This window comes from Pseudomonas persica (assembly GCF_900291015.1).
In the GTDB taxonomy this organism is placed as follows: Bacteria; Pseudomonadota; Gammaproteobacteria; order Pseudomonadales; family Pseudomonadaceae; genus Aquipseudomonas.
Genome location: NZ_OLKL01000051.1, coordinates 99720 through 126188, shown reverse-complemented (window position 1 = coordinate 126188; position 26469 = coordinate 99720). Strand labels below are relative to the sequence as shown.

General features: G+C 64.4%; 25 protein-coding genes. 12 read left to right on the top strand and 13 right to left on the bottom strand.

What is annotated here, in order from left to right:
* Positions 1-3 precede the first annotated feature (3 nt).
* From hemW to FQ664_RS24355, 8 genes are all read right to left on the bottom strand, one after another.
* Positions 4-1179: a radical SAM family heme chaperone HemW gene (gene hemW, locus FQ664_RS24390; protein ID WP_144175498.1), complete on the bottom strand. Its 1176-nt coding sequence runs from the start codon at positions 1177-1179 to the stop codon at positions 4-6.
* The gene (rdgB, locus tag FQ664_RS24385) at positions 1176-1772 is read right to left on the bottom strand and encodes an RdgB/HAM1 family non-canonical purine NTP pyrophosphatase (RefSeq protein WP_144175497.1); all 597 of its coding nucleotides are present in this window, start codon (positions 1770-1772) and stop codon (positions 1176-1178) included. Before rdgB ends, hemW begins: the two co-directional genes overlap by 4 nt.
* Positions 1769-2203, bottom strand: coding sequence for a DUF4426 domain-containing protein (locus FQ664_RS24380; RefSeq protein WP_003257823.1), 435 nt, complete (start codon positions 2201-2203; stop codon positions 1769-1771). The genes rdgB and FQ664_RS24380 overlap by 4 nt, the downstream gene beginning before the upstream one ends.
* 22 nt (positions 2204-2225) lie before the next feature.
* Positions 2226-2846 (bottom strand): methionine biosynthesis protein MetW, encoded by a 621-nt coding sequence (gene metW, locus FQ664_RS24375; RefSeq protein ID WP_003249106.1) that lies wholly within the window; start codon positions 2844-2846, stop codon positions 2226-2228.
* Positions 2847-2853: 7 nt separating this feature from the next.
* Positions 2854-3993, bottom strand: a complete 1140-nt coding sequence (gene metX, locus FQ664_RS24370) for a homoserine O-succinyltransferase MetX (protein ID WP_144175495.1) — start codon at positions 3991-3993, stop codon at positions 2854-2856.
* 99 nt (positions 3994-4092) lie between these two features.
* Positions 4093-4683, bottom strand: coding sequence for a YggT family protein (locus FQ664_RS24365; RefSeq protein ID WP_144175494.1), 591 nt, complete (start codon positions 4681-4683; stop codon positions 4093-4095).
* Positions 4684-4693: 10 nt separating this feature from the next.
* Positions 4694-5512 (bottom strand): pyrroline-5-carboxylate reductase, encoded by an 819-nt coding sequence (gene proC / locus FQ664_RS24360; RefSeq protein ID WP_144175493.1) that lies wholly within the window; start codon positions 5510-5512, stop codon positions 4694-4696.
* Positions 5513-5550: 38 nt separating this feature from the next.
* Positions 5551-6237, bottom strand: a complete 687-nt coding sequence (locus FQ664_RS24355; protein WP_144175492.1) for a YggS family pyridoxal phosphate-dependent enzyme — start codon at positions 6235-6237, stop codon at positions 5551-5553.
* Positions 6238-6302: 65 nt separating this feature from the next.
* Between FQ664_RS24355 and FQ664_RS24350 the strand changes: the two genes are divergently transcribed.
* Positions 6303-7301 (top strand): type IV pilus twitching motility protein PilT, encoded by a 999-nt coding sequence (locus tag FQ664_RS24350; protein ID WP_144175491.1) that lies wholly within the window; start codon positions 6303-6305, stop codon positions 7299-7301.
* A gap of 127 nt (positions 7302-7428) precedes the next feature.
* Here FQ664_RS24350 and FQ664_RS24345 read toward each other — a convergent pair whose 3' ends face one another.
* A complete protein-coding gene (locus tag FQ664_RS24345) occupies positions 7429-8067 on the bottom strand; it encodes a C40 family peptidase (RefSeq protein WP_144175490.1) in 639 nt (212 codons plus the stop codon).
* A 166-nt stretch (positions 8068-8233) separates the two neighbouring features.
* Here FQ664_RS24345 and FQ664_RS24340 point away from each other — a divergent pair, with 166 nt between their 5' ends.
* Entirely contained in the window at positions 8234-8653 is a 420-nt protein-coding gene (locus FQ664_RS24340) for an NINE protein (RefSeq protein WP_144175489.1), read from the top strand.
* A gap of 33 nt (positions 8654-8686) precedes the next feature.
* Here the strand turns inward: FQ664_RS24340 and FQ664_RS24335 are convergent, their stop codons facing one another.
* The 3 genes from FQ664_RS24335 to FQ664_RS24320 form a co-directional block, all read right to left on the bottom strand.
* Positions 8687-9385, bottom strand: coding sequence for an SPOR domain-containing protein (locus FQ664_RS24335; RefSeq protein ID WP_144175488.1), 699 nt, complete (start codon positions 9383-9385; stop codon positions 8687-8689).
* Position 9386: 1 nt separating this feature from the next.
* Positions 9387-11123 carry an arginine--tRNA ligase gene (gene argS / locus FQ664_RS24330; protein ID WP_144175486.1) on the bottom strand — a complete coding sequence of 579 codons (1737 nt, stop codon included), beginning with the start codon at positions 11121-11123 and terminating at the stop codon, positions 9387-9389.
* Between the two features lie 218 nt (positions 11124-11341).
* Positions 11342-13561 carry a primosomal protein N' gene (locus FQ664_RS24320; RefSeq protein ID WP_144175484.1) on the bottom strand — a complete coding sequence of 740 codons (2220 nt, stop codon included), beginning with the start codon at positions 13559-13561 and terminating at the stop codon, positions 11342-11344.
* A gap of 167 nt (positions 13562-13728) precedes the next feature.
* Between FQ664_RS24320 and rpmE the strand changes: the two genes are divergently transcribed.
* The 3 genes from rpmE to FQ664_RS24305 all read left to right on the top strand — a co-directional run bounded on the left by rpmE (position 13729) and on the right by FQ664_RS24305 (position 16214).
* Positions 13729-13944, top strand: a complete 216-nt coding sequence (gene rpmE / locus FQ664_RS24315; RefSeq protein ID WP_008092997.1) for a 50S ribosomal protein L31 — start codon at positions 13729-13731, stop codon at positions 13942-13944.
* 2 nt (positions 13945-13946) lie between these two features.
* Positions 13947-14768: a thermonuclease family protein gene (locus FQ664_RS24310; protein ID WP_144175483.1), complete on the top strand. Its 822-nt coding sequence runs from the start codon at positions 13947-13949 to the stop codon at positions 14766-14768.
* Positions 14769-14945: 177 nt separating this feature from the next.
* Positions 14946-16214, top strand: coding sequence for a malic enzyme-like NAD(P)-binding protein (locus tag FQ664_RS24305; RefSeq protein ID WP_144175482.1), 1269 nt, complete (start codon positions 14946-14948; stop codon positions 16212-16214).
* Between the two features lie 372 nt (positions 16215-16586).
* On the opposite strand, the gene FQ664_RS24295 is transcribed toward FQ664_RS24305, so the two are convergent.
* On the bottom strand, positions 16587-19037 hold the full coding sequence (locus tag FQ664_RS24295; RefSeq protein ID WP_474707152.1) for a penicillin-binding protein 1A: 2451 nt from the start codon (positions 19035-19037) through the stop codon (positions 16587-16589).
* A 194-nt stretch (positions 19038-19231) separates the two neighbouring features.
* Between FQ664_RS24295 and pilM the strand changes: the two genes are divergently transcribed.
* The 7 genes from pilM (at position 19232) to FQ664_RS24260 (ending at position 26218) form a co-directional block, all read left to right on the top strand.
* Entirely contained in the window at positions 19232-20113 is an 882-nt protein-coding gene (gene pilM, locus FQ664_RS24290; protein WP_144175479.1) for a type IV pilus biogenesis protein PilM, read from the top strand.
* Positions 20110-20646, top strand: a complete 537-nt coding sequence (locus FQ664_RS24285; protein WP_144175477.1) for a PilN domain-containing protein — start codon at positions 20110-20112, stop codon at positions 20644-20646. The genes pilM and FQ664_RS24285 overlap by 4 nt, the downstream gene beginning before the upstream one ends.
* An 11-nt stretch (positions 20647-20657) precedes the next feature.
* Positions 20658-21659 carry a pilus assembly protein PilP gene (locus FQ664_RS24280; RefSeq protein WP_144175752.1) on the top strand — a complete coding sequence of 334 codons (1002 nt, stop codon included), beginning with the start codon at positions 20658-20660 and terminating at the stop codon, positions 21657-21659.
* The gene (locus tag FQ664_RS24275) at positions 21583-22851 is read left to right on the top strand and encodes a type IV pilus secretin PilQ (RefSeq protein WP_144175475.1); all 1269 of its coding nucleotides are present in this window, start codon (positions 21583-21585) and stop codon (positions 22849-22851) included. Before FQ664_RS24280 ends, FQ664_RS24275 begins: the two co-directional genes overlap by 77 nt.
* 4 nt (positions 22852-22855) lie before the next feature.
* The gene (gene aroK, locus FQ664_RS24270) at positions 22856-23374 is read left to right on the top strand and encodes a shikimate kinase AroK (RefSeq protein ID WP_046613527.1); all 519 of its coding nucleotides are present in this window, start codon (positions 22856-22858) and stop codon (positions 23372-23374) included.
* Positions 23375-23470: 96 nt separating this feature from the next.
* A complete protein-coding gene (gene aroB, locus FQ664_RS24265; protein WP_015272135.1) occupies positions 23471-24568 on the top strand; it encodes a 3-dehydroquinate synthase in 1098 nt (365 codons plus the stop codon).
* Positions 24569-24583: 15 nt separating this feature from the next.
* Positions 24584-26218: an SPOR domain-containing protein gene (locus FQ664_RS24260; RefSeq protein WP_144175473.1), complete on the top strand. Its 1635-nt coding sequence runs from the start codon at positions 24584-24586 to the stop codon at positions 26216-26218.
* Positions 26219-26469 lie beyond the last annotated feature (251 nt).

Genomic DNA, 26469 nt, shown 5'->3' with positions numbered 1-26469 from the left:
TCCTTAGGTCAAGAAATACTGCAGCAGGTCATTGAGGAACAACTGGCCCCTTGGCGTGGCCACCAGTCGATCCGGTTCGACCTGCAAAAGGCCTTTTTGTTCGGCGGCGCGGCGGGCTTCGCGCAGCTGTTGCAGCGGTAATCCGGTGCGCTGGGTGAACAGTTCGGCTTCCACGCCATCGGTCAGGCGCAGGGCGTTCATCAGGAACTCGAACGGCAGTTCGTCCACCGGTAGCAGCTTCTCGCCGGCTTTGAACGGCTTGGCCAGGTTCAGGTAGTCCTTGGGCAGGCGGGTCTTCCAGGTGCGCAGGATGCGCCCGTCGGCGAAGGTCAGCTTGCCGTGGGCACCGGCACCGATGCCGATGAAGTCGCCAAAGCGCCAATAATTGAGATTGTGCCGTGCGGCGCGGCCCGCCTGAGCGTAGGCCGAAACCTCGTACTGACGGAAGCCGTGTGCGGCCATCAGCGCCTGGCCGGCCTCCTGGATGTCCCAGAGGATGTCGTCCTCGGGCAGCTCGGGTGGCTGGTTCCAGAACACCGTGTTCGGCTCCACGGTCAGCTGGTACCACGACAGGTGCGTGGGCCCCAGGTCGATGGCCTGGCGCAGGTCGCCCAGCGCGTCGTCCAGCGACTGGTCGGGCAGGCCGTGCATCAGGTCCATGTTGAAGTTGTCGAAACCGGCGGCGCGCGCCATACCGGCGGCGCGGACCGCTTCGTTGCCATTGTGGATACGCCCGAGCGCCTGCAGCTTGGCCGGCTGGAAACTCTGCACGCCGATGGACAGGCGGTTGATGCCGGTCTGCCGGTAGGCCTTGAACTTGTCCTGCTCGAAGGTGCCCGGGTTGGCCTCCAGGGTGATTTCGATGTCCGGCGCGAACGGGATGCGTTGCTCCACGCCGCGCAGCAGCCGGCCCAGGGCGTCGGCACTGAACAGGCTGGGGGTACCGCCACCGAAGAAGATCGAACTGATCGGCCGGCCTTGCACGGCAGCCAGCTCCTGGTCGAGGTCGGTCAGCAGGGCAGCGACGTAGGCGTCTTCCGGCAGTTCAGGCCCGGCAGCGTGGGAGTTGAAGTCGCAGTAAGGGCATTTGCGTACGCACCACGGGATATGGATGTACAGCGCCAGCGGCGGCAGGCTGGTGAAGCCCGCCGCGCCGGGGGTGGACAGCGTTTCGATCATGCCAGGCCCAGACGTTGGCGCAGCAGGGCCATGGCGCGCGCGCGGTGGCTGAGCTGGTTCTTGTCCGAAGGGGCCAGCTCGGCACTGGAGCAGCTGCGCTCCGGGACCCAGAACAGCGGGTCGTAGCCAAAGCCGTGCTCGCCGCTGGCCTCGAACATGATGCGCCCGTGCCACAGGCCTTCGCACAGGATCGGCAGCGGGTCGTCGGCATGGCGCACCAGTGCCAGGACGCAGACGAACTGCGCAGCGCGCTCGGCTTCAGGCACGTCTTTCAGCGCTTCGAGCAGCTTGGCGTTGTTCGCCGCGTCACCCTTGCCGTCGGCATAGCGCGCCGAGTAGATGCCCGGCGCGCCGCCGAGGAAGTCCACCGCCAGGCCCGAATCGTCGGCCAGGGCCGGCAGGCCGGAAATGCGTGCAGCGTTGCGCGCCTTGAGGATGGCGTTCTCGACGAACGACAGGCCAGTTTCTTCCGGCTCGACCTGGCTGAACTCGCCGATCGAGCGCAGCTGCACGGAGGCGCCGAGCATGGCCTGGAGTTCCTTGAGTTTGCCGGCGTTGTGGCTGGCCAATACGAGTTGCTGGAAATTCATCATTCGCCTGGGAAAACGTCCTGATTGAAGCTGAGGGAGTTGCTGATGCCGCCGGTTTCGATATTCAGGTCGAAGGTGACGGTTTCTGGCTGGTCGATCTTGAACTGGGCAATGTAGTACACCGCGCCCTGTTCGGTGATCTGCTTGAACGACAGCGGGCTGCTGCGCCCGGTCAGGTCCTTGACCGTGCCGCTGACCACCGCCATGGCGGGTTTGTTGGCCTTGAGCACGGCAATATTGAGCACGCCCTGGTTCTTGCTGCGGACCAGGCCGGTGGCCGCGGCCACCTCCGGTGTCAGCATGCTCGAGGTGAACGCGCTGTAGTGCACCGTCACGTCGCCAAATACTTCCTTGCGCTCGGGGCGGGCGGCATCGGCAGCCAGTACCGGCAGGGCCAGGCACAGGCTGATCAGGAACAGGGCTAGGCGACGCATGGGATGATTCCTCCGGTGGGCGTCAGACCGCGAGCTGATGCTCTTGCAGGCCCGGGCTGCTGACGCGGTAGATGCCGATCTCACCTAGAAGATTAGGCCAAAGCCGGCCACCCCACCCGTTGCGGTGCAAGTGGTCGACCGCCAGGCGGTCGAGCACCTTGGCGCGGCGTTCGTGCACCAGCTCTTCGAAGTCGGCGAAGGTGCAGAAGTGGATGTTCGGCGTGTTGTACCAGGTGTACGGCATGAAGTCCGATACCGGCATGCGGCCCTTGGTCGCCAGGTACCAGCGGCAGCGCCAGTGACCGAAGTTGGGGAAGGTGATGATGCACTGGCGGCCCACGCGCAGCATCTCGTCGAGGATGCGGTCAGGGTACTCCACGGCCTGCAGGGCCTGGGTCATGATCACCACGTCGAAACTGTTGCTGGCGAAGTTGCCCAGGCCCTTGTCCAGGTCCTGCTCGATGACGTTGACGCCCTTGGCCACGCAGGCGGCGATGTTGTCGGCATCAATCTCCAGACCATAGCCGGTGACCTGCTTGCGGTCGCGCAGCGAGGCCAGCAGCTCGCCGCTGCCGCAGCCCAGGTCGAGTACCCGGCTGCCGGCGGGGATCCAGTCGTGGATGATTTCCAGATCGGCTCTCATGCTGTCCTCAGATGGCAATGCGGTTCATGTAGTTCGAGAAACCCTGCATGTAGCGAGGTGTGGGGATCAGGAAGGCATCGTGCCCGTAAGGCGAGTCGATCTCCAGGTAGCAGACGTTCTTGCGTGCGGCCATCAGGGCGTCGACGATCTCGCGCGAGCGGGCCGGGGAGAAGCGCCAGTCGGTGGTGAACGACATGATGCAGTAATCCGCCTTGACGTCGGCCAGGGTGGCCGCCAGGTCGCCGCCTTTGGCGGCAGCCGGGTCGAAGTAGTCCAGCGCCTTGGTCATCAGCAGGTAGGTGTTGGCGTCGAAACGCCCGGAGAACTCCTCGCCCTGGTAGCGCAGGTAGCTCTCGACCTGGAATTCGACGCTGTGGAAGTCGTAGTTGAGCTTGTCGCTTTTCAGCTCACGGCCGAATTTTTCACCCATCGAGTCGTCGGACAGGTAGGTGATGTGCCCGACCATGCGCGCCAGCATCAGGCCGCGCTTGGGGATCACGCCCTGGTCCTGGAACGAACCACCGTGGAATTCGGGGTCGGTGAGGATGGCCTGGCGCGCCACTTCGTTGAAGGCGATGTTCTGTGCCGACAGCTTGGGCGCCGAGGCAATGTCGACGCAATGGCGCACGCGCTCGGGGTAGCTGATGGTCCACTGCAGCGCCTGCATGCCGCCCAGGCTGCCGCCGACCACCGCGGCCCACTGCTGGATGCCCAGGCGCTCGGCCAGGCGCACCTGGCTGTGTACCCAGTCTTCCACGGTCAGCACCGGGAAGTCGGCGCCATAGGGCTTGCCGGTGGCCGGGTTGACGCTGCTGGGACCGGTGCTGCCGTTGCAGCCGCCGAGGTTGTTCAGGCTGACCACGAAGAAACGGTTGGTGTCGATCGGCTTGCCAGGGCCGATGCAGCTGTCCCACCAGCCCGGCTTGCGGTCGGTGGCGGCATGGTAGCCAGCGGCATGGTGATGGCCGGACAGGGCATGGCAGATCAGCACGGCGTTGCTCGCGCTGGCGTTCAGGGTGCCATAGGTCTCGTAGACCAGTTCATAACTGGCCAGGGAACGGCCACAGGCCAGGGCCAGCGGTTCATCGAACCGGGCGGTTTGCGGTACTACCAGACCGACGGAATCTTCGGGAAAGACTGTGGACATCGACCCTGCTCACGCTTGACGGAGGCGTAAGTCTAAAGAGCGCTACCCCCAGCGGCAAGCAAAGGCTTGCCGCTGGAAGCAACCAAGGTCAGGTAAGGCTCAGATCATCCGCCACAGCTCTTGTGGCATGCCGGCGTAGGCGGCCAGTGGCGGCATGACGAACGACTGGATTACCTGGATTGCGAGGAAGGCGAAGATCGGCGAAATGTCCATGCCGCCCAGGTTGGGCACGATGCGGCGGAACGGTGCCAGCACCGGCTCGCTGATCTGGTAGGCCAGTTCGGCTGCGGGGTTGTGGCTGTTGGGGGCAACCCAGGACACGATCACCATGACGATCATCGCCACCCAGAAAATCTTCAGGAACAACGAGGTGATACCGATGATCGCCCACATCAGCAAGTGCAGGATGTCACCGAAGGTGCCATAGGTGACCATCAGCACGAAGGCCATCAGCAGCGCCTGGAGGACCACCGACAGTAGCAGCGACGAGGTATCCAGCCCGCCGACGCTGGGGATGAGCCGACGGATCGGCTTGAGCAGCGGTTGGGTGGCACGCACGGCGAACTGGCACAGTGGGTTGTAGAAGTTGGCTTTGACCAGCTGCAGGACGAAGCGCAGCAGGACGATCACCAGATACAGGCTGACCAGGGTTTGCACCACGAAGATCGCGGCGCCGGACAGTGCATTCATCTATGGCTCCTTATTTGCCCAGTTGTTCGGCCAGCTCTGCGGAGCGTGTGGCCGCGGCCTGCAGCGCCTGTTCGACGATGGCTTCGAAGCCGCTGGCCTGGAACGACCTGATTGCCGCTTCGGTGGTGCCGGCAGGCGAGGTGACACGGCGGCGCAGTTCGGCGGCATCGACATCGCTGGCAACCGCCATGCGCGCGGCGCCCAGGGCTGTCTGCAGGGTCAGCTGGGAGGCGGTTTCACGTGGCAGGCCAAGCTTTTCGCCCGCCGCGGTCATGGCTTCGATCAGCAGGAAGAAATACGCCGGGCCGCTGCCGGAAACGGCAGTCACGGCGTCCAGTTGCTGCTCCTGTTCCAGCCACAGGGCGGTGCCCACGGCCGACAGCAGTTGCTCGGCCTGCTCGCGCTGTGCGTCGGACACTTCGGCGGTGGCGTACAGGCCACTCACGCCCTGGCGCAGCAGTGCCGGGGTGTTGGGCATGCAGCGTACCACCGGGCGAGCGCCGACCCAGCTTTGCAGGCTGGCGCAGGTGATGCCGGCGGCAATGGAAACGATCAGCTGGCCTTCCTGCAGGTTCGGTTGCAGGGCCTGGCACACGGCTTTCATGACCTGCGGCTTGACCGCCAGCACGATGACGTCGGCGCCATCGATGGCCTGGGCGTTATTCTCGAAGGTTTCGATGCCGTGCTCGGCCTGGATGCGGCTGCGGGTCTCGGCGCCCGGGTCGCTGGCGCGGATCTGCGAGGCGTCCAGGCCCTGGGCACGCAGACCACCGATCAGGCTGGCGGCCATGTTGCCGGCGCCGATAAAGGCAATACGAGTCTTGCTCATGTCAGGTCCTTGTGGGAAAGAGTGAGTAAAGCATGGAATCAGGGCTGCCCGTAGTCGCGGGCACCGAACAGGGCGGTACCGATACGCACCCAGGTCGCACCCTGTGCAATGGCCGCTTCCAGGTCGTGGCTCATGCCCATGGACAGGGTGTCCAGACCAAGGCCCAGGCCTTCCTGCAACTGGTGCAGGGTGGCGAAGGCGGCTTCCTGGGCGGCGCGCTCATCGGTGGGTTCGGGGATGGCCATCAGCCCGCGCAGGCGCAGGTTGGGCAGCGCGGCTACCGCCTTGGCCAGGGCCGGCAGGTCGGTGGGGGCGCAGCCGGACTTGCTGTCTTCGCCGCTGACGTTCACCTGCAGGCAGATGTTCAGTGGCGCCAGCCCGGCCGGGCGCTGCTCCGACAGGCGTTGGGCGATTTTCAGGCGGTCCACGGAATGTACCCAGTCGAAATGCTCGGCGATGGCTTTGGTCTTGTTCGACTGAATGGGGCCGATAAAGTGCCAGATCAAGGGCAGGTCGCTGAGTGCCTGCTGCTTTGTCAGCGCTTCCTGTAGGTAATTTTCCCCGACATCGCGCACGCCAGCGGCGTGGATCTCGCGGATGGCGCTGGCTGGCTTGGTCTTGCTCACGGCCAGCAACTGGACGCTGGCCGGATCGCGCCCGGCAGCCTGGGCAGCGCTGGCGATACGGGCGGAAATAGCGGAAAGGTTGTCTGCTAGGGTGGACATGGACTGATGCCGGCGGCTGTAGGGTTTGCGGCATTCTACCTACTTGAAGGCCTTTGGGGAGTCTCATGGATGTGACCGACCTGTTGGCCCGGGCCGTGGATGCGGGGGCTTGCGACCTGCACCTGGCAGCGGGGCAGATACCGATGTTGCGCCTGGATGGCGAACTGCAGCGCATGGCCCTGCCGGCCTTGGGCTCGGCCGCCTTGATCGATGGCCTGACACCCATGCTGGATGAAGACCAGCGTCGGCAGTGGACCCAGGGTGATGAACTGGACCTGTCGCTGGAGTTGCCCGTGCTCGGTCGCTTTCGGCTGAACCTGTTCCGTCAGTTGAATGGCCCTGCGGCTACCTTTCGCCTGATCCCGGGGCGCATCGCCACGCTCGATGAACTCGACCTGAGGGATGTGTTTCAAGCTGTTGCGCAGTGCCGCGATGGCTTGATCCTGGTGGGTGGGCCGACCGGTAGCGGCAAGTCCAGCACCCTGGCGACGCTGCTCGACCAGCTGAACCGTGATCGGGCACTGCATATCATCACCCTCGAAGACCCTGTCGAGGTTATCCACAGCAGCCAGCGCAGCCTGGTCAACCAGCGTGAGATTGGCCGCCATTGCGGCGGGTTCGCCCAGGGGCTGCGCAGTGCCCTGCGCCAGGATCCGGATGTGATCATGATCGGTGAGCTGCGCGACCTGGAAACCATTCGCCTGGCCTTGCGCGCGGCCGAGACCGGGCACCTGGTGCTGGCGACCGTGCATACGCGTTCGGCGGTCAACAGCATTGACCGGTTGGTGGAGGTGTTCGCTGCCGAAGAGAAGCCCCTGGTGCGGATGATGCTGGCGGAGTCGTTGCGGCTGGTGGTGGCACAGGTGCTGGTAAGGCGTGCGGGCGGTGGGCGGGTTGCAGCGCGGGAAGTGCTGGTGGTGACGCCAGCGGTGCGCAACCTGGTTCGGGAAGGGCGGATGGCGCAGCTGTGTTCGGTGATGCAGGCGGGTGGTGCGGAGGGGATGCGGACTATGGAGGGGGCATTGCGAGGGTTGAAGGAGAGGGGGCTGATCAGCGATCTATAGTGCCTGTGCTGGCCCTTTCGCGGGTAAACCCGCTCCCACATGGATAACACAGCCTTCGAATGCTGTGGTGTACCTGTGGGAGCGGGTTTACCCGCGAAGAGGCCCGGACAGGAAAGCGCCGGTCCGCTCAGCGCTTGGCCAGGTTCAGCTGCTGCTGTTCTTTCGGCAGTACGCGTTTGGCCACCACGTAGTGCTTCTGCCAGTAAGGCTTGCTCAGGGTGTCGATGCTTACCCGCTTGCCACGGCGTGGTGCATGGATGAAGCGGTCGTTGCCCAGGTAGATGGCAACGTGGTTCACCCGGCGGCTCTTGATGTTGAAGAAGATCAGGTCACCCGGTTTCAGGTCACCCTTGGCCACCTTCACCCCGTGGCCCTGGGCCATGGCATTGGACGTGCGCGGCAGGTCGACGTCGGCGACGTCGTTGAAGGCGTATTTGACCAGACCGCTGCAGTCGAAGCCTTTCTTCGGGCTGCTGCCGCCCCAGACATAAGGGGTGCCGAGCACATTCACCGCACGGCTGAGCACATCGCTGCTCTGCTTCGGTGACATGGCTGCGACCGGCATGCCGGGCACGCGGCGACTGCTGCTGGCGGCATTGCTTGGGCGGGTGCGCAGCGCGGTCTGCTTGACCGGTGCGTGTCTCACCGAGGCGTTGGTGGTATAGCCGGTGAAACCATTGGGAAGACGTTGCTCACGATTGGTGGCGTGGGCGGCCAGGGGCAATAATAGGCAGAGGGTCAGCCATGTCTTGAGTAAAGGCGGCATAGATGAAGCTCTTATGAATAGTTGTGTGTTGGGCGCGCAACTTTATAACAGCTTTTTGATCAATCTTTGATCCGTTGGTCGATTGCCCAGGTGCCGTACGTCGGCCTGCGACAAGAAAGTCACATTTTTTTTTAGAAAATTTTCGGATAACCCACGGGGGCTATGAATGAACAGTTATCAACAGGGGGCGCCGTTTCACGACACCCACAGCAAGACCATTGGCTACCTGCTATGGATTTTCGGCTTTACCGGGTCGCATCGTTTCTATTACGGCAAGCCCGTCACCGGCACCATCTGGTTCTTCACCCTGGGCCTGCTGGGTATCGGCTGGCTGATCGACCTGTTCCTGATCCCGTCCATGGACCGTGAAGCCGACCTGAGGTTCCAGTCCGGGCGCGTCGACTACAACATCGCCTGGATCCTGCTGACCTTCCTCGGGGTGTTTGGCCTGCACCGGCTGTATCAGGGCAAGTGGGTGAGCGCGATCATCTACTTCTTTACCGGCGGGCTGTTCCTGGTGGGGGTGCTGTATGACTTCTGGACGCTGAACAGCCAGGTTTCCGAGGTGAACGCTGGCCGGCGGTGAGGGTTGGGGGCGCAATGCGCCCCCGAGTGCAGGTTACTGACGGGTCTGCCGCTGTTGCAGCAGCAGGTTGCTGAAACCTGCCCCGGCCAGCTGCTTCTGCGCGCCGGTCAACTGTTCACGGTTGCTGAACGGGCCGACCAGGACGCGGTACCAGGTTTCGTCCTTGACCGTGCCCGACTCCACCTTCACCGACTGCCCCAGCAGGATGATCTGCGCGCGCACCTTGTCGGCATCGGCCTGCTTGCGGAACGAGCCTGCCTGCAGGAAGAACTGGGTGGTCGCCGCCGGCTTGATCACCGGCGGTGCCGGTGGCGGGGTCTGTCCCATCAGTGCTGCCTGGGCCCGCGCCGTGTCGATCTTCGCCGCTTCGGCCGGCGTCACCGGGGTCACCGGCTGGGCCGGAACTGGTGGCGTCTTCTCTGGCACGGCTTCCGGCGGCACGATCACCTCGGACTCCGGTAGCAGTGTGTAGAAGTCATACTTCGGCTTCACCGGCTGCTGCGGGGTGGCCTGCACCGGTTTGCCGGCTTCGGCCACCTTCTCCGGCTTCTGCTGCTCGGGTTTGGTGCGCTTGATGTCTTCGCCACCGGGCTCGAGCTTCATCAGGAATACGATGAACGCGCCTACGGTCAGGCCGACCGCCAGCCATACCCAGCCGGGAATCGGCTGCTTGGCCGGCGCCGTCTGGCGGCTGGCGCCGCGTTTGGGGGCGGGTTTTTTCTTGGCAGCCAACTTACATGCGCTCCAGGGTTTCCAGGCCGAGCAGTTCCAGACCTTGCTTGAGGGTGCGGCCGGTCAGGGCTGCCAGGCGCAGGCGGCTCTGCTGCTGCTGCGGGGTTTCGGCGGCAAGAATCGGGCAGTTCTCGTAGAAGCTGGAGAACAGGCCAGCCAGGTCGTACAGGTAGCTGCACAGCACGTGCGGCGTGCCCTTGTCGGCGACGTTGTTGAGGATTTCGCCAAACTGCGCCAGGCGCGCGGCCAGGTCCTGCTCGTGGGTCGCCTGCAGCACGATGTTGCCGTCGACCTCGTCGAAGCCCTTGCCCAGCTTGCGGAACACGCCGGCCACGCGGGTGTAGGCGTACAGCAAGTAAGGCGCGGTGTTGCCTTCGAAGTTGAGCATCAACTCGAAGTTGAAGCTGTAGTCGCTGGTACGATGCTTGGACAGGTCGGCGTACTTCACCGCGCCAATGCCCACCACTTCGCCGATGTGGCGCAGTTCTTCGTCGGCCAGGCTCGGGTTCTTTTCCTTGACCAGCGCATAGGCGCGCTCCTTGGCCTCGGTGAGCAGGTCGATCAGCTTCACGGTGCCGCCGTCACGGGTCTTGAACGGGCGGCCGTCGGCGCCGTTCATGGTGCCGAAGCCCATGTGTTCCATTTGCATCGGGTGGCCGACGAAGCCTGCGCGGCGTGCAACTTCGAACACCTGGTTGAAGTGCAGGGCCTGGCGTTGGTCGACGAAGTACAGGGCGCGGTCCGCCTTGAGCACGTTGCTGCGGTAGCGCACGGCGGCCAGGTCGGTGGTGGCGTACAGGTAGCCGCCGTCAGCCTTCTGCACGATCACCGGCAGTGGTTCGCCTTCGCTGTTCTTGAACTCGTCGAGGAACACGCACTGGGCGCCCTGGTCTTCGACCAGCAGGCCCCTGGCCTTGAGGTCGGCGACCACGTTGGCCAAGTCGTCGTTGTAGGCGCTTTCACCCATCACGTCGGCCATGGTCAGCTTGACGTTTAGCAGCTCGTAGGTCTTCTGGCAGTGCGACAGCGAAATGTCCTTGAAGCGCGTCCACAGGGCCATGCAGTCCGGGTCGCCGGCCTGCAGCTTGACCACCAGGCCGCGGGCGCGGGTGGCGAACTCTTCGGATTCGTCGAAGCGCTTCTTGGCGGCGCGGTAGAAGTTTTCCAGGTCCGACAGTTCGTCGCTGGTGATCGGGTTTTCTTCCAGGTAGGCCAGCAGCATGCCGAACTGGGTACCCCAGTCGCCCACGTGGTTCTGGCGGATCACGTCATCGCCGAGAAACTCCAGTACGCGCGCCACGCTGTCACCGATGATGGTCGAGCGCAGGTGGCCGACGTGCATCTCCTTGGCCAGGTTGGGTGCCGACATGTCGATCACCACCTTTTGCCCAGGGCCGGCCTTGCGCGCCCCCAGGTGGGGGTCGGCCAGGGCGGCATCCAGGCGGTTGGCCAGGGCGTCGGTATTCTGGAAGAAGTTGAGGAAGCCTGGGCCGGCGATCTCGACCTTGCTGATGTCGGCGCTGGCCGGCAGGGCATTGATCAGTTTCTCGGCCAGGTCGCGCGGCTTCATGCCGGCCGGCTTGGCCAGCATCATGGCGATGTTGCTGGCGAAGTCGCCGTGGGTCTTGTCCCGGGCGTTTTCCACCTGGATCGCCGGCGACAGCCCTTCAGGCAGCACACCGTCGGTGACGAGTTGGGTGAGGGCTTGCTGGATCAGCTGGCGAATGGTGTCTTTCATGGGGGTCTCTTTTCGACCGCAAGCGCGGTGGAGCGCTTGGATGCGCAGGTGGAAAAACTGGGCATTATCCGTGGCTGGGAGCGGGTTGCCAACCTTTGGGGTGCAACCACCAGGGGTTCCATGTTGTGTTCGAGGCCCTCATCGCCGGCAAGCCAGCTCCCACAGAAGAGCGCGTGTATCCTGTGGGAGCTGGCTTGCCGGCGATGAGGCCGGTCGATTCAGTACAGATCGACCGGGTCGACATCCAGCGACCAACGTACCTGGCGCCCGCTCGGCATCTGCTCCAACACTAGCAACCAGGCGCTGATCAGTCGATGTAAAGGCGCCCGCGTATTGGCCTGTATCAACAGTTGTGCGCGGAAGCGCCCGGCGCGGCGCTCCATCGGTGCCGGCACCGGCCCCAGCAGCTCGATGCCAGGCAGGCGCTGTTCGGCCACCAGGCGCTCGGCGGCGGCGCAGGCCTCGTCGAGGAAACCTTCGGCCTGCCCGGGCTTGTGCGCTTCGGCGCGCAGCAGCGCCAGGTGCGAGTAAGGCGGCAGCCCGGCGGCGCGGCGTTCGTCCAGGGCCTGCCCGGCGAAGGCGAAGTAGCCCTGCTCGGTAAGCTGCACCAGCAACGGATGGTCGGCCAGGTGGGTCTGGATGATGACCTTGCCGGGTTCTTCGGCGCGCCCGGCGCGCCCGGCAACCTGTACGATCAGCTGCGCCATGCGTTCGCTGGCGCGGAAATCGCCGGAGAACAGCCCGCCATCGGCATCGAGGATGGCCACCAGGGTCACCCGCGGGAAGTGGTGGCCCTTGGCGAGCATCTGGGTGCCGACAAGGATGCTCGGCTGGCCGCGCTGGATGGTGCTGAACAGGTTGTGCATGGCGTCCTTGCGTGCCGTACTGTCACGGTCCACTCGCAAGATCGGGTAATCCGGGAACAGCACTTTCAGGCGCTCTTCGGCGCGCTCGGTGCCGGCGCCGACCGGGCGCAGGTCAACGTGGTTGCACTGCGGGCACTGCTGCGGCAGGCGCTCGTCATAGCCGCAATGGTGGCAGCGCAGCACGCCTGAGCGCTGGTGCACGGTCATGCGCGCATCGCAGCGCGGGCATTCGGACAGCCAGCCGCAATCGTGGCACAGCAAGGTCGGGGCGAAGCCGCGGCGGTTGAGAAACACCAGCACTTGCTGGCCCGCCTCCAGGGTTTGGCGGATGGCCTGCTGCAGCGGGCCGCTGATGCCGCTGTCCAGCGGCAGGCTCTTCACATCCAGGCGCAGCATGCGCGGCGGGCGGGCGCCGCCGGCGCGCTGGTTCATGCGCAGCAGGCGGTAGCGACCGGTCAGGGCGTTGTGCAGGGTTTCCAGCGATGGTGTGGCAGAACCGAGCAGGATCGGAATGTTTTCCTGGTGGGCGCGCACCAGTGCCAGGTCGCGGGCGTGGTAGCGCAGGCCTTCCTGCTGTTTATAGGAACCGTCGTGTTCCTCGTCGATGATGATCAGGCCGGGGTTTTTCATCGGCGTGAACAGCGCCGAGCGGGTGCCAATGATGATGTCGGCTTCGCCGTCCCGGGCGGCCAGCCAGGCATCCAGGCGCTCGCGGTCGTTCACCGCCGAATGCAGCAGGGCGATGCGGGCGTTGAAGCGTTGTTCGAAGCGGGCCAGGGTCTGCGGGCCGAGGTTGATCTCCGGGATCAGCACCAGGGCCTGCTTGCCGGCTTCCAGGGCTTCGCGGATCAGTTGCAGGTACACCTCGGTCTTGCCGCTGCCGGTGACGCCGGCCAGCAGGAAGGCGCCAAAGCCACCAAAGCCTTCGCGTACGGCGTCGAAGGCGGCGCGTTGCTCTTCGTTGAGCGGCAGTTCCGGCTGGGCCAGCCAGTGTTCGTGACGCAGCGTCGGCAGGTGGCGGCGGACCTCGATCTGCACCAGGTCCTTGGCCAGCAGCAGGTCGAGGCTGTCCTTGTTCAGGTTGAGCTTGGCCAGCAGGCTGTGGGCCACGCCGTGCGGGTGCTGGGCCAGGGTCTTGAGGGCGTCGCGCTGGCGCGGTGCGCGGGCAATGCGCGGGTCTTCCAGGCGGGCGCCGGGGGCGACGTGCCAGAAGCGCTCCTGGCGCATCTCGGCGGGTTCGCCCTGGCGCAGCAAGGTCGGCAAGGCCCAGCTCAGGGTGTCACCCAGGCTGTGCTGGTAATATTGGGCGGTCCACAGGCACAACTTGAACAGCGACGGCGGGACCGGCGACACCGGGTCGAGCAGGGCGCTGGCCGGCTTGAGCTTGTCGGCGGGCACTTCGCTCTGCTCGCACACCTCCACCAGTACGCCGATCATTTCGCGGCGGCCGAATGGCACGCGAATGCGCATGCCCGGGGTCAAGGCCAGGCGCGCCATGCTTGCCGGTGCCTTGTAGTCGAACAGGCGACGCAGCGGAGAGGGCAGGGCAAGGCGCAGGATGACGTCGGACACGCGGAAAGTCTCGGAGGGTGTTTCAAAGACTGGCGAGCCTAGCAGACGACGGTCGGTGCAAGCGACAACTTGCGTTGGCGTGATGCTTTGGTATTATTCGCCGCCTAATTACGTGCGGTATTCAACAATTGGTGTTGGGTGGCGGCACGCAGCTCGAGGAAGTGACCATGAAAGCAGATATTCATCCGAACTACGAAGTAGTTGCAGTCACCTGCAGCTGCGGCAACAAATTCGAAACTCGTTCGACCCTGGGCAACACCCTGGCGATCGACGTTTGCAACCTGTGCCACCCGTTCTACACCGGTAAGCAGAAAGTCCTGGACACCGGTGGTCGCGTACAGAAGTTCGCCGATCGCTTCGGTATGTTCGGTACCAAGAAGTAATCATGCGCATGGCGAACCCCTCGGGTTTCGCATTGCTGCAAAAAAAGGCGCCCCTTGTGGGCGCTTTTTTTGTGGGCGTCATCTGGCATTTTCCGGCCCTGGCGTTCTGCCCGCTGCCGGACCGGCCCCAGCAGGTGGCGGTGCGCCAGGTGGTGGATGGCGATACCCTGCGTCTGGTCGATGGCCGCAGTGTGCGGCTGATCGGCATCAATGCCCCGGAAGTCGGCCGTAACGGGCGCGCCAGCGAGCCCTATGCCGAGGCCGCCAGGCAGCGCTTGCAGGCGTTGGTCAAGGCCAGTGACGGGCGTGTCGGGCTGGTGCCGGGCATAGAGGGCAAGGACAAATACGGCCGCACGCTGGCGCATATCTACGGCCGCAATGGCGACAATATGGAGGCGCAACTGCTCAGCGAGGGCTTGGGCTATCGTGTTGCGGTTGCCCCCAATGTGCGCCTCAGCGGTTGCCAGCAGGTTGCCGAGCAGGTGGCGCGCAAGGCTGGCTCCGGTTTGTGGCGTCGTTCGCCGGTGGTGCGTGCGGGGGATGTCCGGCAGTCGGGGTTCGCGGTCATTGCGGGCCGCATCGAAGGTGTGGAGCGCAACCGTGGCGGGGTCTGGCTGACCCTGGACAGTGCCGTGGTGCTGCAGGTTCCCGCTCGTCTGCAACGCAACTTCCCCACCAGCTTCTTCGATAACCTCAAGGGACGCCAGGTCGAGGCGCGTGGCTGGGTGCTGGATCGTTCCCGCAAGGGCGGCCTCAAGCCCGGGCAGCGACGCTGGGTGTTGCCATTGACCGATCCGAGCATGTTGGAGCGCATTTCAGGCTAAAAGATGTAGACATTTCGCTATTGGATTGTACACACTGTTAGGCGTATGCCCCGTGGGTTATAGCGTAAAGTCGTAGGCTAAAGGCCTTGACACAAGTGACCGACCAGTCTTGTGGCTCCCCGGCTCTTTGCGTATCCTCGGCGGTCCGTCAGAACAGTAAATAGCGGAATGCCCACCATGTCAGACCTGAAAACCGCCGCTCTCGAATATCACGCTCAACCTCGTCCGGGGAAACTGAGCGTCGAACTCTCCAAGCCCACTGCCACCGCCCGTGACCTCGCCCTGGCCTACAGCCCAGGCGTTGCTGAGCCCGTGCGTGAAATCGGCCGTGATCCAGAGCTGGCTTACAAATACACCGGCAAAGGCAACCTGGTTGCGGTGATTTCCGATGGCACCGCCATCCTCGGTCTGGGCGACCTCGGCCCACTGGCTTCCAAGCCGGTCATGGAAGGCAAGGGTGTTCTGTTCAAGCGGTTCGCCGGTATCGACGTGTTCGACATCGAAGTCGAATCGGAAAGCCCGCAAGCGTTCATCGACACCGTTCGCCGCATTTCGATCACCTTCGGTGGTATCAACCTCGAAGACATCAAGGCGCCTGAGTGCTTCGAAATCGAGCGCACCCTGATCGAACAGTGCGATATCCCGGTATTCCACGATGACCAGCACGGTACCGCCATCGTTACCGCTGCCGGCATGATCAACGCCCTGGAAATCGCCGGCAAGAAGCTGGAAGACGCCAGGATCGTCTGCCTGGGTGCCGGCGCTGCCGCGATCTCCTGCATGAAGCTGCTGGTGAGCATGGGTGCCAAGGTCGAAAACATCTACATGATCGACCGCACCGGCGTGATCCACGCTGGCCGTGACGATCTGAACCAGTACAAGGCGCAGTTCGCCCACGCAACCGACAAGCGCACCCTGGCTGACGCCCTCGACGGTGCCGACGTGTTCGTGGGTCTGTCCGGCCCGAACCTGCTGAGCGCCGAAGGCCTGAAAGCGATGGCTGCCAACCCGATCGTGTTCGCCTGCTCGAACCCGGACCCGGAAATCGCGCCAGAGCTGGCTCATGCCACCCGCAACGACGTGATCATGGCTACCGGTCGTTCCGACTACCCGAACCAGGTCAACAACGTACTGGGCTTCCCGTTCATCTTCCGTGGTGCCCTGGACGTTCGCGCCAAGCGCATCAACGAAGAAATGAAAATCGCCGCCGCCATCGCCCTGAAAGACCTGGCCAAGCTGCCAGTGCCTAAGGAAGTCTGCGATGCCTACGGCGTCGAAGGCCTGGAGTTCGGCCGTGAGTACATCATTCCGAAGCCGCTGGACGCACGCCTGATCACCGTCGTTTCCGACGCTGTGGCCAAGGCCGCCATCGAATCCGGCGTGGCTACCCTGCCGTATCCGAAGCACTATCCGCTGACCAGCGTGGATGACGTGTTCAACGGCTGATTGCTGCCGAGCGACATAAAAAAGCCCCGGCTCGTATGAGCCGGGGCTTTTTGTTTGCCGGTGGGGTTCTCTGTGGGAGATGGCCCAGCCCTTTGGGCTGCGCTGTCGCATAGAGAACTGAATTCGCAAGCGGTCCGTGCATCCTGTGNGCGGCTTTAGCCGCGAAGAATCCAACGCGGTGCATGGCACCGGCTGCGCCGGTGTTCGCGGCTAAAGCCGCTCCCACAGAGGCCCTGCTAATTCAACGAGTTATGTGCAGTTCTATGAGAGCGGGCGCGCCCGCGAAGCATTCAACGCGGAGGCTGGCACCGGTTGCGCCGGTGTTCGCGGGCATGCCCGCTTCCACAGGGTCGGTGCTGCCTTCGAGGACTCTTAGAACAGATCCATCGGTGCCGCTTCATCCGCTGGCAGCGGGCTGCCCGGTGCTGCGCCGGTGCCCAGTTCATCCACCGACGGCGGCGAGTCTTCGGCCTTGAACAGCTCGAAGTAGGCATTCGGCGTGCTCGGCGAAGCGGCACGGCCGCTGACCGGATCGACGCGCAGGCTGAGGATGCCTTCCGGCTCTGCCGGTGCATGCGCAGGCTTGTCCTTGAGTGCTGCGCCCATGAAGCTCATCCAGATCGGCAGTGCCACCGTGCCGCCGTACTCGCGGCGACCAAGGGTTTCGGGCTGGTCGAAACCGACCCACACGGTGGTCACGTAGTCGGCGTTGTAGCCGGAGAACCAGGCGTCCTTGGACTCGTTGGTGGTACCGGTCTTGCCTGCCAGGTCGGTACGGCCCAGGGCCAGCGCCCGGCGACCGGTACCGCGCTTGATCACGTCCTGCAGCATGCTGGTGAGGATGTAGGTGGTGCGCCCGTCGATGATCTGTTCGGCTACGGCCGGTGCCTGCGGTGCAGATGCCACCTGGCTGAGGGCAGCGGGTGCCTCGCCCGGCATGGCTGCGGTGCTGATCGGCTGTTCGGGGGCGGCCAGGCCCGCCTGGTCCTCGGCGCCTTGCGGTACCCGGGCCGGGTTGGCGGTGAACAGCGTCTCGCCGCTGCGGCTTTCGATGCGCTCGATCAGGTACGGGGTGATCTTGTAGCCGCCGTTGGCAAAGGTACTCCAGCCGGTGGCGATTTCCATCGGGGTCAGGGTGGCGGTGCCCAGTGCCAGCGACAGGTTGCGTGGCAGGTCCTGCTTGTTGAAGCCGAACTTGGCGATGTAGTCGATGGTGCGGTCCACGCCCATGGCCTGCAGCAGGCGGATCGACACCAGGTTGCGCGACTTGTACAGCGCCTCGCGCATGCGGATCGGGCCAAGGAAGGTGTTGGTGTCGTTCTTCGGCCGCCAGACTTTGTCGAGGTACTCGTCGACGAATACGATCGGTGCGTCGTTGACCAGGCTGGAGGCGGTATAGCCACTGTCCAGGGCGGCACTGTAGACGAACGGCTTGAAGCTCGAACCCGGCTGACGCTTGGCCTGCATGGCGCGGTTATAGTTGCTCTGCTCGAACGAGAAGCCGCCGACCAGGGCGCGGATGGCACCGTTGTAAGGGTCCAGGGTGACCAGCGCGCTCTGTGCGCCAGGGACCTGGCTGAACTTGAGCTTGCCATCCTCCTGGCGCTGCACGCGCACCAGGTCGCCGACCTCGGCCACGTCCGCCGGCGACTGCGGTGCACGGCCCTGGGAGTTGCTGTTGATGAACGGGCGCGCCCACTTCATGGTGTCCCAGGCGACCAGCTCTTCCTGGCCGCCACGGGTCAGCACCTTGAGGCCGGTTTTTTCGACCTGGGTGACGATGGCCGGCTCCAGGCCGCCAAGGCTGCGCTGCTTGCCCAGTTCCTGCAGCCAGGCTACCTGGGTGCGGCCCGGGAAGCGTGCTTCGGGGCCGCGGTAGCCGTGACGCTCGTCGTAGTCTGAGAGGCCGTTGAGGATGGCCTTGTTGGCCATTTCCTGCATGTCGCTGGGCACTGTGGTGGTGACGCGGAAGCCTTCGGTATAGGCGTCGCTGCCGTAGCGGCCGACCATTTCGGCGCGGGCCATTTCGGCGATGTAAGGCGCATTCACTTCAGGCGTGGGCACGTGGTAGCTGGCGTTGAGCGGCTCGGCCAAGGCTGCCTGGTAGCTGGCTGCGTCGATCTTGCCCAGCTTGTACATGCGGCCGAGGATCCAGTCGCGGCGCTCCTTGGCGCGCACCGGGTTGGCCAGCGGGTTGAAGCGCGAGGGAGCCTTGGGCAGGCCGGCGATCATTGCCATCTGCGCCAGGCTCACGTCGCGGATCGACTTGCCATAGTACACCTGCGCGGCGGCGTCGATACCGTAGGCGCGGTTGCCCAGGTAGATCTTGTTCACGTACAGCTCGAGGATCTCGTCCTTGGTCAGCTCACGCTCGATCTGCAGGGCCAGCAGGATCTCGTTGGTCTTGCGCGAGAAGCTGCGCTCGCTGGTGAGGAAGAAGTTCTTCGCCACCTGCATGGTGATGGTGCTGCCGCCGGTCTGGATATGCCCGGTTTTCACCAGTTGGGTCGCGGCGCGCATCAGGCTGCTGGGGTCGACACCGTAGTGGTTGAGGAAATTGTCGTCCTCGGCCGACAGAAGCGCCTGGATGAACTGTGGGGGTATTTCCGCGAAGCGGATCGGCGAGCGACGCATTTCGCCGAACTCGGCAATCAGTTTGCCGTCGCTGCTGTACACCCTGAGGGGGATCTGCAACTGGATGCTTCTAAGCGACTCGACCGAGGGCAGGCTGGGGCTAAGATACAGAAACGCACCGCTCACACCGAGTACGAGCGCGCAGATGACTGCGACAGAAGACCACCAGAAGAACTTCAGCAGACGTATCAAGGCTTTTCGGTGTCCAGGTTGGGAGTGGATTGCATGCAGGTCCGGCGGACCAGAAAACGCTGGGCATTATAAGCATTTTTTCGCCTCTCCGGGTTACCGGCCAGGCTGCCCGTCGCCCCGATGGGCAGCCGCGGCCTAGTGTTGACGCGGGGTTGAGACAGACAGCTGTGACAGACAACAAGGATGCCACGATGCTAGGACGCTTCGGCAAGGACGCCGGTTCACTCGTGGGGGTGGAAATTACCCCTGACACCGTTCGGATGGTGCAGTTGCAGCGGCGTAACCGGTGCTGCCGTGTGCTTGCCTCGGTACAAGAGCCGTTCGAATCACCGGCTGGCGGTGATTGGGCAGCAGATCCTGCTGCCGTGGCGGCTGCCTTGAGGCGTGCCTACCGACGCAGCGGCCTCAGGCAGCGCCGGGTAGCGCTGGCACTGCCGGCCAGCCAGGTGATCTGCAAGCTGTGCCATCTGCCAGTGGAGCAGGTCGGGGCAGAAATGGAGGCGCAGCTGCTGGCTGACGCCGAACGGCTGTTCCCGTTTCCGCTGGAAGACCTGGCCCTCGATTTTCAGGTCTTGGGGGGCTCTGGGGGGCGGCCAGGTTGCGCCGAGGTGATGGTGGCTGCGTGTCGGCAGAGTGCGCTGGCGCCACTTCAAGGCGTCGTTGAGGAGGCCGGGTTGCAGCTGGAGGCCGTGGAAGTCGACAGCATTGCCTTGGGTCGCATGCTGCCGCAGGGCAGTCACCAGGGCTCGGCGCTGCTGCGTATCGAGGCGCACAGCACCACCTTCTATAGCTGGCAGTCGGGCCTGCCGCAGCAACGGCGTGAGCTGAACCTTGGGATGGCGACGATAACGGGGGCGCTGCCAGAGCGCCTGCAGGCCCTGCTCGCCGGTGAACCTTTGCCCGATTGCCTGTTGATCGCCAGCCGTTCGCCGATCGAACCGGACCGGCTGCAGAGCCTGGGCTCCCAATTGAACCTGCCGTGTCGCCTGGTGCCCAACCCGGCGGGCCTGGAGTACGTCGATGGCGCGATGATCCTGGCGTGCGCCCTGGCGCTCGGAGGGGTGCGCCGATGATGCGGTTGAACCTTCTGCCCTGGCGCGAACGGCAGCGCCAGGCGGCGTTGCGGTGTTTGCGCAGGCAACTGGTCGTCGGCGTGCTGCTGGCCCTGTGTGCCGTGACGCTGGTCGAGCAGTTGGCCCGCCAGCGCGGGCAACAGCAGGCGCTGGCCAATACCCAGCGCCAGGCAGCCCTTGAGGCGTTGGGCGAGCAATTGCAGCCGCTGGCCGATATGCGTGCGCAGCATGAGGCACTACTGGCGCGAACGGCGGCGCTGGAAGGCCTGCGCGTCCATCAGGATGTGCTGGCCGTGGTGTTCGCTGACCTCGAGAGGGCGTTGCCAATGGGGGTGCAACTGCTCGACCTCAGCCTGGAAGATGGCAGCCTGCAGGTGACCGGGCTGGCCACCTCCGGTGCCGTGGTCGCACAGTTCATGCGTGACCTGAGCCGCTCGAGTGCGTTGCTCGGTCTGGAACTCAAGCGTGTCAGGAGCCTGCCGGGTGGCGATGAATTCCTGCTGGGTGCGCGCGTTTCGGCGTTCTGGTCGTGAACGCTGCACAGGTGCTCGGCTGGCTGGCCGTGGTCGAGCGCTCCAGCCGCTTGCGGCAGCTGGCGCCAGTGCTGGCGGCTGTGGCGTTGTTCGGCGTGGGCTGTGCGATACGTCTGCCGGCAGTGTTGCAGCAGCAGGCGCAGGAGGAGGCCCGGCACGCCGAGCTGAACGAGCAGCAGTCAGCCAGCGCGGTGCAACTGGCCGAGTTGGAGCAGCTCCAGGCGTCTGTGGTCTTGGCTGAGCAACGCTTGCAGGAGGCGCACTGGCACCTGGCGGCCGGGGAGGGCATGAGCGACCTGCTCGAGCGCCTGTCGGCTTCGGGGCATGCGCATGGGTTGCTCATCGAGCGGTTCGATGTACATGAAGACGAACAACAGGCCGGTTTGCGCAAAGTACCGCTGGAGCTACAGGTGGTGGGGCGTTACGCAGCCTTGCGCCAGTGGCTGGGCGACTGGTTGGGGCAGGCGCGTGTGCTGCGCAGCGGTAACCTGCAACTGGCTGCGGCCGCTGGTCAGCCTGGCCTGCTGCGCTTGCAGTTGCAGGTTGATGCCTATCAGGCGCTGGCACCCATACCGGCACCAGCGCTGCTCGCGCGCATGCCGGCCAGGAGGGTGACGGCAGCGCCCGCAGTCGACCCGTTTGCCCCTGGAGCGACGCGATCGACGGGTAGCGGGCTGGCCAGTGTGCCTTTGGCGCAACTGGAGATGGTCGGCAGCCTGTCGCGTGGGGCGGTGCACGAAGCACTGCTGAAGGCGGCTGGCAGGCTCTATCGCGTGCGCCCGGGGGACCGGGTCGGGCGTGACCTGGGTGTGGTGGCGAAGGTCGATCAAAGCCAGGTCGAAGTACGCGAACGGCTGTTCATGGCGGGGGTGTGGCACGAACGCACGGCATTCATCACCCTTGCAAAGCGCCTGGGCAAGGAGGCCCCGGACCACGATGAAAACATTGATGAAATGGACGCTGGCAGCCCTGCTGCCGATCCCGCTGGCGTCGGCGACGTCTTATCAGGGTGAACCACTGTCGCTGAACTTCCAGGAAGTGGAAGTGCGCTCGGTGCTGCAAGTGCTGGCTGACTATGCCGGCGTCAACCTGGTCGCCAGCGATGCCGTGCAGGGTAGCGTTACCTTGCGCTTGCAGGACGTGCCGTGGGACCAGGCGCTGGACCTGGTGCTGCGCAGCAAAGGCCTGGCCCGGCGTCAGGAGGGTAATGTGCTGTTGGTGGCGCCTGCGGCCGAGTTTGCCGCGCAGTCTGTCGATGCCCGCGTGGGCCAGGCCTTGGATGCGCAGTTACAGCCGTTGCGTCGGGAACTGCTGCCCATCCATCACGCCAAGGCCGCCGAGCTGGCGGAACTGCTGCTGGCGAGCCTGGCGGATGATGGCATCCTCACTGGCCGGGGTAGCCTGAGTGTCGATGAACGCACCAATACCCTGGTGGTGCACCAGCCGACCGACCGCCTTGCCGAGTTGCGGCAACTGGTGGCGCAGCTGGACGTGCCGGTGCGTCAGGTGGCAATAGAGGCGCGTATCGTCGAGGCCAACGTCGATTACGAGAAAAGTCTGGGGGTACGCTGGGGTGGGCCGCTGTACGTTGAAAACCCGCGGCCGGGCAAGGATTTGTTCGTCGACCTCGGGGTGGAGCGTGTGGGCAGCAGCATCGGCCTGGGCCTGCTGCGCGGCGGCGTGCTGCTCGACCTGGAGCTCAGTGCCATGGAAAAGAGCGGCAATGGCGAGATCATCTCGCAGCCCAAGGTAGTCACCGCCGACAAGGAAACAGCCAGGATCCTCAAGGGTACCGAGGTGCCGTACCAGGAAACCAGCAAGAGTGGCGCGACCTCGGTCGCGTTCCGCGAAGCCTCGCTGTCGCTGGAGGTGACCCCGCAGATCACCCCGGACAACAAGGTGATCATGACCGTCAGGGTGACCAAGGACGAGCCGGATTACCTCAATGCCTTGAACAACGTACCACCGATCCGCAAGAACGAGGTCAATGCCAAAGTTCGTGTGGCGGACGGCGAAACGATCGTGATCGGTGGCGTGTACTCGACTTCGCAAAACAATGTGGTCGACAAGGTGCCATTTTTCGGCGATCTGCCGTATGTTGGGCGGCTGTTTCGACGCGATGCATTACAAGAGAAAAAATCCGAGCTGCTGGTCTTCCTGACTCCGCGTATCATGAGTGACCAGGCGATTGCTGTGAGTCGTTGATTCTGTGCGAAATTTGATACTTGTGGGGCCCATGGGCGCTGGTAAAAGCACCATTGGACGCCTATTGGCCAAAGAGCTGCGCCTGCTGTTCAAGGATTCCGACAAGGAAATCGAACTGCGATGCGGCGCCAACATTCCGTGGATTTTCGACAAGGAAGGCGAGCCGGGTTTCCGTGACCGCGAGCAGGCGATGATCGCCGAGCTGTGCGCACTCGACGGCGTGGTCCTGGCGACCGGCGGTGGCGCGGTGATGCGCGAAGCCAACCGCCAGGCGCTGCACAAGGGTGGCCGGGTGATCTACCTGCATGCTTCGGTGGAACAGCAGGTTGGCCGCACCGCGCGCGATCGCAATCGCCCTCTGCTGCGCACCGCCAATCCCGAGGCGACCTTGCGCGCCCTGCTGGAAACCCGCGACCCGCTCTACCGCGAGATCGCCGACCTGGTGGTGGAAACCGACGAACGGCCGCCACGCATGGTGGTGATCGATATTCTCGAGCGCTTGCAGCAGTTGCCGCCCCGTTAGCCCGGGACTATTCTCGGCCAGCAGCGCCGAGGCGAGGTTCAACGTTACCGCGTGGGTGCCCGAACGGCGCCGCGCCCAAGTACATTGTGGGGATACATGCAGACACTAAAGGTCGACCTGGGCGAGCGTAGCTACCCGATCTACATTGGCGAAGGCCTGCTGGACCAGCCCGAGCTGCTGGCGCCGCACATCGCCGGGCGGCAGGTTGCCATCGTTTCCAACGAGACCGTCGCGCCCCTGTATCTCGAACGTTTGAGCAAGACCCTGGGTGCCTATTCGGTGCTGCCGGTGGTATTGCCCGATGGCGAAGCCCACAAGAACTGGGAAACCCTGCAACTGATCTTCGATGGCCTGCTGACGGCACGGCACGACCGCCGCACCACCGTGGTCGCCCTGGGCGGCGGCGTGATCGGTGACATGGCCGGCTTCGCCGCCGCCTGCTACCAGCGCGGCGTCGACTTCATCCAGGTGCCGACTACCCTGCTGTCTCAGGTCGACTCCTCGGTCGGCGGCAAGACCGGCATCAACCACCCGCTGGGCAAGAACATGGTCGGTGCCTTCTACCAGCCCAATGCGGTGCTGATCGACACCACCAGTCTCAAGACCCTGCCGGCACGCGAGCTGTCCGCAGGCCTGGCCGAAGTGATCAAGTACGGCCTGATCTGCGACAAGCCATTCCTCGCCTGGCTCGAGGACAATATGCAGGCGCTGCGTGCCCTCGACCCGGTGGCGCTGACCGAAGCCATCCGCCGCTCCTGCGCGGCCAAGGCCGCGGTGGTGGGTGCCGACGAGCGCGAGTCTGGCGTGCGCGCCACGCTGAACCTGGGGCATACCTTCGGGCATGCCATCGAGACTCACATGGGTTATGGCGTGTGGCTGCATGGCGAAGCCGTGGCGGCGGGCACGGTCATGGCCCTGGAGATGTCCATGCGCCTTGGCTGGATCGACCAGGCCGAGCGCGATCGCGGAATCCGCCTGTTGCAGGACGCAGGTTTGCCGGTGGTGCCACCACAGGAAATGACCCCGGCGCATTTCATGGAACACATGGCGGTCGACAAGAAGGTGCTCGATGGCCGTCTGCGTCTGGTGCTGCTGCGCCAGATGGGCGAGGCCGTGGTGACCGACGACTATCCGAAAGAGATTCTACAGGCCACGTTGTCGGCGGATTACCGCGCGATCGTGGCCCAGCTTTGAGGTTGTGACAGCGCAATGACCAGTTTGCATGCCGATGAGGCCTTTCTCGACCATTACCAGTTGAGCCACGATCCGTTCGCGCCCCGCGTGCCCGGCTTCAAGTTCTTCCCGGCCCAGCGCAAGCCCGTGCTCGGCCAACTGCACCACCTGGCGCGCTACAGCCAGCTGATGCTGGTTGTCACCGGCCCGCTGGGTAGCGGCAAGACCCTGCTGCGCCAGGCCCTGGTGGCCAGCACCAACAAGCAGGCGGTGCAGAGCGTGGTGGTGTCCGCCCGTGGCGCCAGCGATGCCGCCAGCGTACTCGGCCAGGTCGCGCAGAACCTGGATGTGGCCCAGGTCGAAATGCAGGCGATCCTGGCCAAGGTGGTGCAACTGGCACTGACCGGCCAAGAAGTTTATTTGCTGGTGGACGATGCGGAACAACTCGACGAGTCGGCACTCCAAGCGTTGCTGGAATTGGCAGCGGGGGTACCGGAAGGACGCCCGCATGTGTTCCTGTTCGGCGAGCCGTCGCTGATTGCCGGGCTGGACGAGATCAATGTCGAGGAAGAACGCTTCCACATCATCGAACTCGCCCCCTACAGCGAAGAAGAAACCCGCGAGTACCTGGAGCAGCGCCTGGAAGGTGCTGGCCGGGGCATCGAGGTGTTCAGCCGTGAACAGATCGTCGATATCCATGAAAACTCCGACGGCTGGCCTGGCAACATCAACCAGGTCGCCCGTGACACTTTGATCGAAGCCATGATCGCCAGCCGCTCGACGGCCAAGCGACCATCCATGGGGTTCAAGATGCCTAAAAAACATGTGCTCGCGCTGTCCGCTGTGGTTGTGGTCGCCGTTGCGGCCGCGGTGTTGATGCCGAAGAAAGGTGACAAGGTGCCTGCCGAAGCACCGGCCGCCCAGGCCCAGTTGCCGCTTGGCGAGGGCCAGGCCAATGGTGGCAACCCGGCCATCGAGTTCTCGGGTTCGTCCCAGCCGATGCCGCTGCCGCTGGTTGGCCAGTCGCAGCCGGTGATGCGCGAGCCGCTGGCCCAGGCCGCGGGCATGGGCGAGGGTGAAGAGGGCAGCCCGGCCGGGGATACCGCCCTGCAGCCAGGCAACCCGCCGCCAACCGTGACCACCATCGCGCCGCCGCAAGGTGTGCCGGCGGGCCCGGCACCGGCACCTGCCCAGCCTGTAGCCACGGCGCCGGCCCAGCCGGTGCAGCCACAGCTGCAACCGGTTGCACCTGTATCAAAGCCTGTCGCAACCCAGCCAGCCAAGCCGGTTGCGCCTGCCAAGCCTGCACCCGCATCGACCCAGGTCGCCGTGGCCAAGCCGGCCGCCAAGCCTGCCGAGAAGCCCGCGGCCGGTGGCAGCGGCAATAGCGGCTGGTACGCCGGGCAGAAACCGGGTAATTACGTGGTGCAGATCCTGGGTACCAGCTCCGAGGCTTCGGCCCAGGCGTTCGTCAAGGCCCAGGGTGGCGACTATCGCTACTTCAAGAAAAACCTGCAGGGCAAGCCGCTGTACGTAGTCACTTACGGCAACTTCGCCAACCGCGACGCAGCGGTTGCGGCAATCAAGAACTTGCCAGCGAAGGTCCAGGCTGGTAAACCTTGGCCACGTACCGTCGCCAGCGTCCAACAAGAGCTGGCCTCGGCCCGCTGATACCTTCCGGGCGGCATCACCCCGCCGCCCAGTAGCTAAGCGAAATCTAGCTTTCGACTAGCCTGCTGCGCCCGAGCGCGGCAGGCTTTTCTGTCCCGGACTGCCGGCCACAAGCCTTACTTGCAGTCATGGCTGAAACGCTTCAGACTCGAGCCCAGCCGCTATCACGGCGCACGGCGCAAAAACATTCAAAATTGCGACATAAATTTTCAATGGTGAGACATGAAAATTTGTGAGCATCGCTGTCGCTG

What these genes read in the sequence shown, in the direction of transcription:
- aroB (WP_015272135.1), top strand. Translation starts at nt 23,471, where the DNA reads ATGCAGACACTAAAGGTCGACCTGGGCGAGCGTAGCTACCCGATCTAC.
- FQ664_RS24355 (WP_144175492.1), bottom strand. Translation starts at nt 6,237, where the DNA reads ATGTCCACCCTAGCAGACAACCTTTCCGCTATTTCCGCCCGTATCGCC.
- hemW (WP_144175498.1), bottom strand. Translation starts at nt 1,179, where the DNA reads ATGATCGAAACGCTGTCCACCCCCGGCGCGGCGGGCTTCACCAGCCTG.
- FQ664_RS24275 (WP_144175475.1), top strand. Translation starts at nt 21,583, where the DNA reads ATGAAAACATTGATGAAATGGACGCTGGCAGCCCTGCTGCCGATCCCG.
- metX (WP_144175495.1), bottom strand. Translation starts at nt 3,993, where the DNA reads ATGTCCACAGTCTTTCCCGAAGATTCCGTCGGTCTGGTAGTACCGCAA.
- FQ664_RS24380 (WP_003257823.1), bottom strand. Translation starts at nt 2,203, where the DNA reads ATGCGTCGCCTAGCCCTGTTCCTGATCAGCCTGTGCCTGGCCCTGCCG.
- FQ664_RS24305 (WP_144175482.1), top strand. Translation starts at nt 14,946, where the DNA reads ATGTCAGACCTGAAAACCGCCGCTCTCGAATATCACGCTCAACCTCGT.
- rpmE (WP_008092997.1), top strand. Translation starts at nt 13,729, where the DNA reads ATGAAAGCAGATATTCATCCGAACTACGAAGTAGTTGCAGTCACCTGC.
- pilM (WP_144175479.1), top strand. Translation starts at nt 19,232, where the DNA reads ATGCTAGGACGCTTCGGCAAGGACGCCGGTTCACTCGTGGGGGTGGAA.
- FQ664_RS24285 (WP_144175477.1), top strand. Translation starts at nt 20,110, where the DNA reads ATGATGCGGTTGAACCTTCTGCCCTGGCGCGAACGGCAGCGCCAGGCG.
- FQ664_RS24260 (WP_144175473.1), top strand. Translation starts at nt 24,584, where the DNA reads ATGACCAGTTTGCATGCCGATGAGGCCTTTCTCGACCATTACCAGTTG.
- argS (WP_144175486.1), bottom strand. Translation starts at nt 11,123, where the DNA reads ATGAAAGACACCATTCGCCAGCTGATCCAGCAAGCCCTCACCCAACTC.
- FQ664_RS24350 (WP_144175491.1), top strand. Translation starts at nt 6,303, where the DNA reads ATGGATGTGACCGACCTGTTGGCCCGGGCCGTGGATGCGGGGGCTTGC.
- FQ664_RS24365 (WP_144175494.1), bottom strand. Translation starts at nt 4,683, where the DNA reads ATGAATGCACTGTCCGGCGCCGCGATCTTCGTGGTGCAAACCCTGGTC.
- FQ664_RS24345 (WP_144175490.1), bottom strand. Translation starts at nt 8,067, where the DNA reads ATGCCGCCTTTACTCAAGACATGGCTGACCCTCTGCCTATTATTGCCC.
- rdgB (WP_144175497.1), bottom strand. Translation starts at nt 1,772, where the DNA reads ATGATGAATTTCCAGCAACTCGTATTGGCCAGCCACAACGCCGGCAAA.
- metW (WP_003249106.1), bottom strand. Translation starts at nt 2,846, where the DNA reads ATGAGAGCCGATCTGGAAATCATCCACGACTGGATCCCCGCCGGCAGC.
- FQ664_RS24340 (WP_144175489.1), top strand. Translation starts at nt 8,234, where the DNA reads ATGAACAGTTATCAACAGGGGGCGCCGTTTCACGACACCCACAGCAAG.
- proC (WP_144175493.1), bottom strand. Translation starts at nt 5,512, where the DNA reads ATGAGCAAGACTCGTATTGCCTTTATCGGCGCCGGCAACATGGCCGCC.
- FQ664_RS24310 (WP_144175483.1), top strand. Translation starts at nt 13,947, where the DNA reads ATGCGCATGGCGAACCCCTCGGGTTTCGCATTGCTGCAAAAAAAGGCG.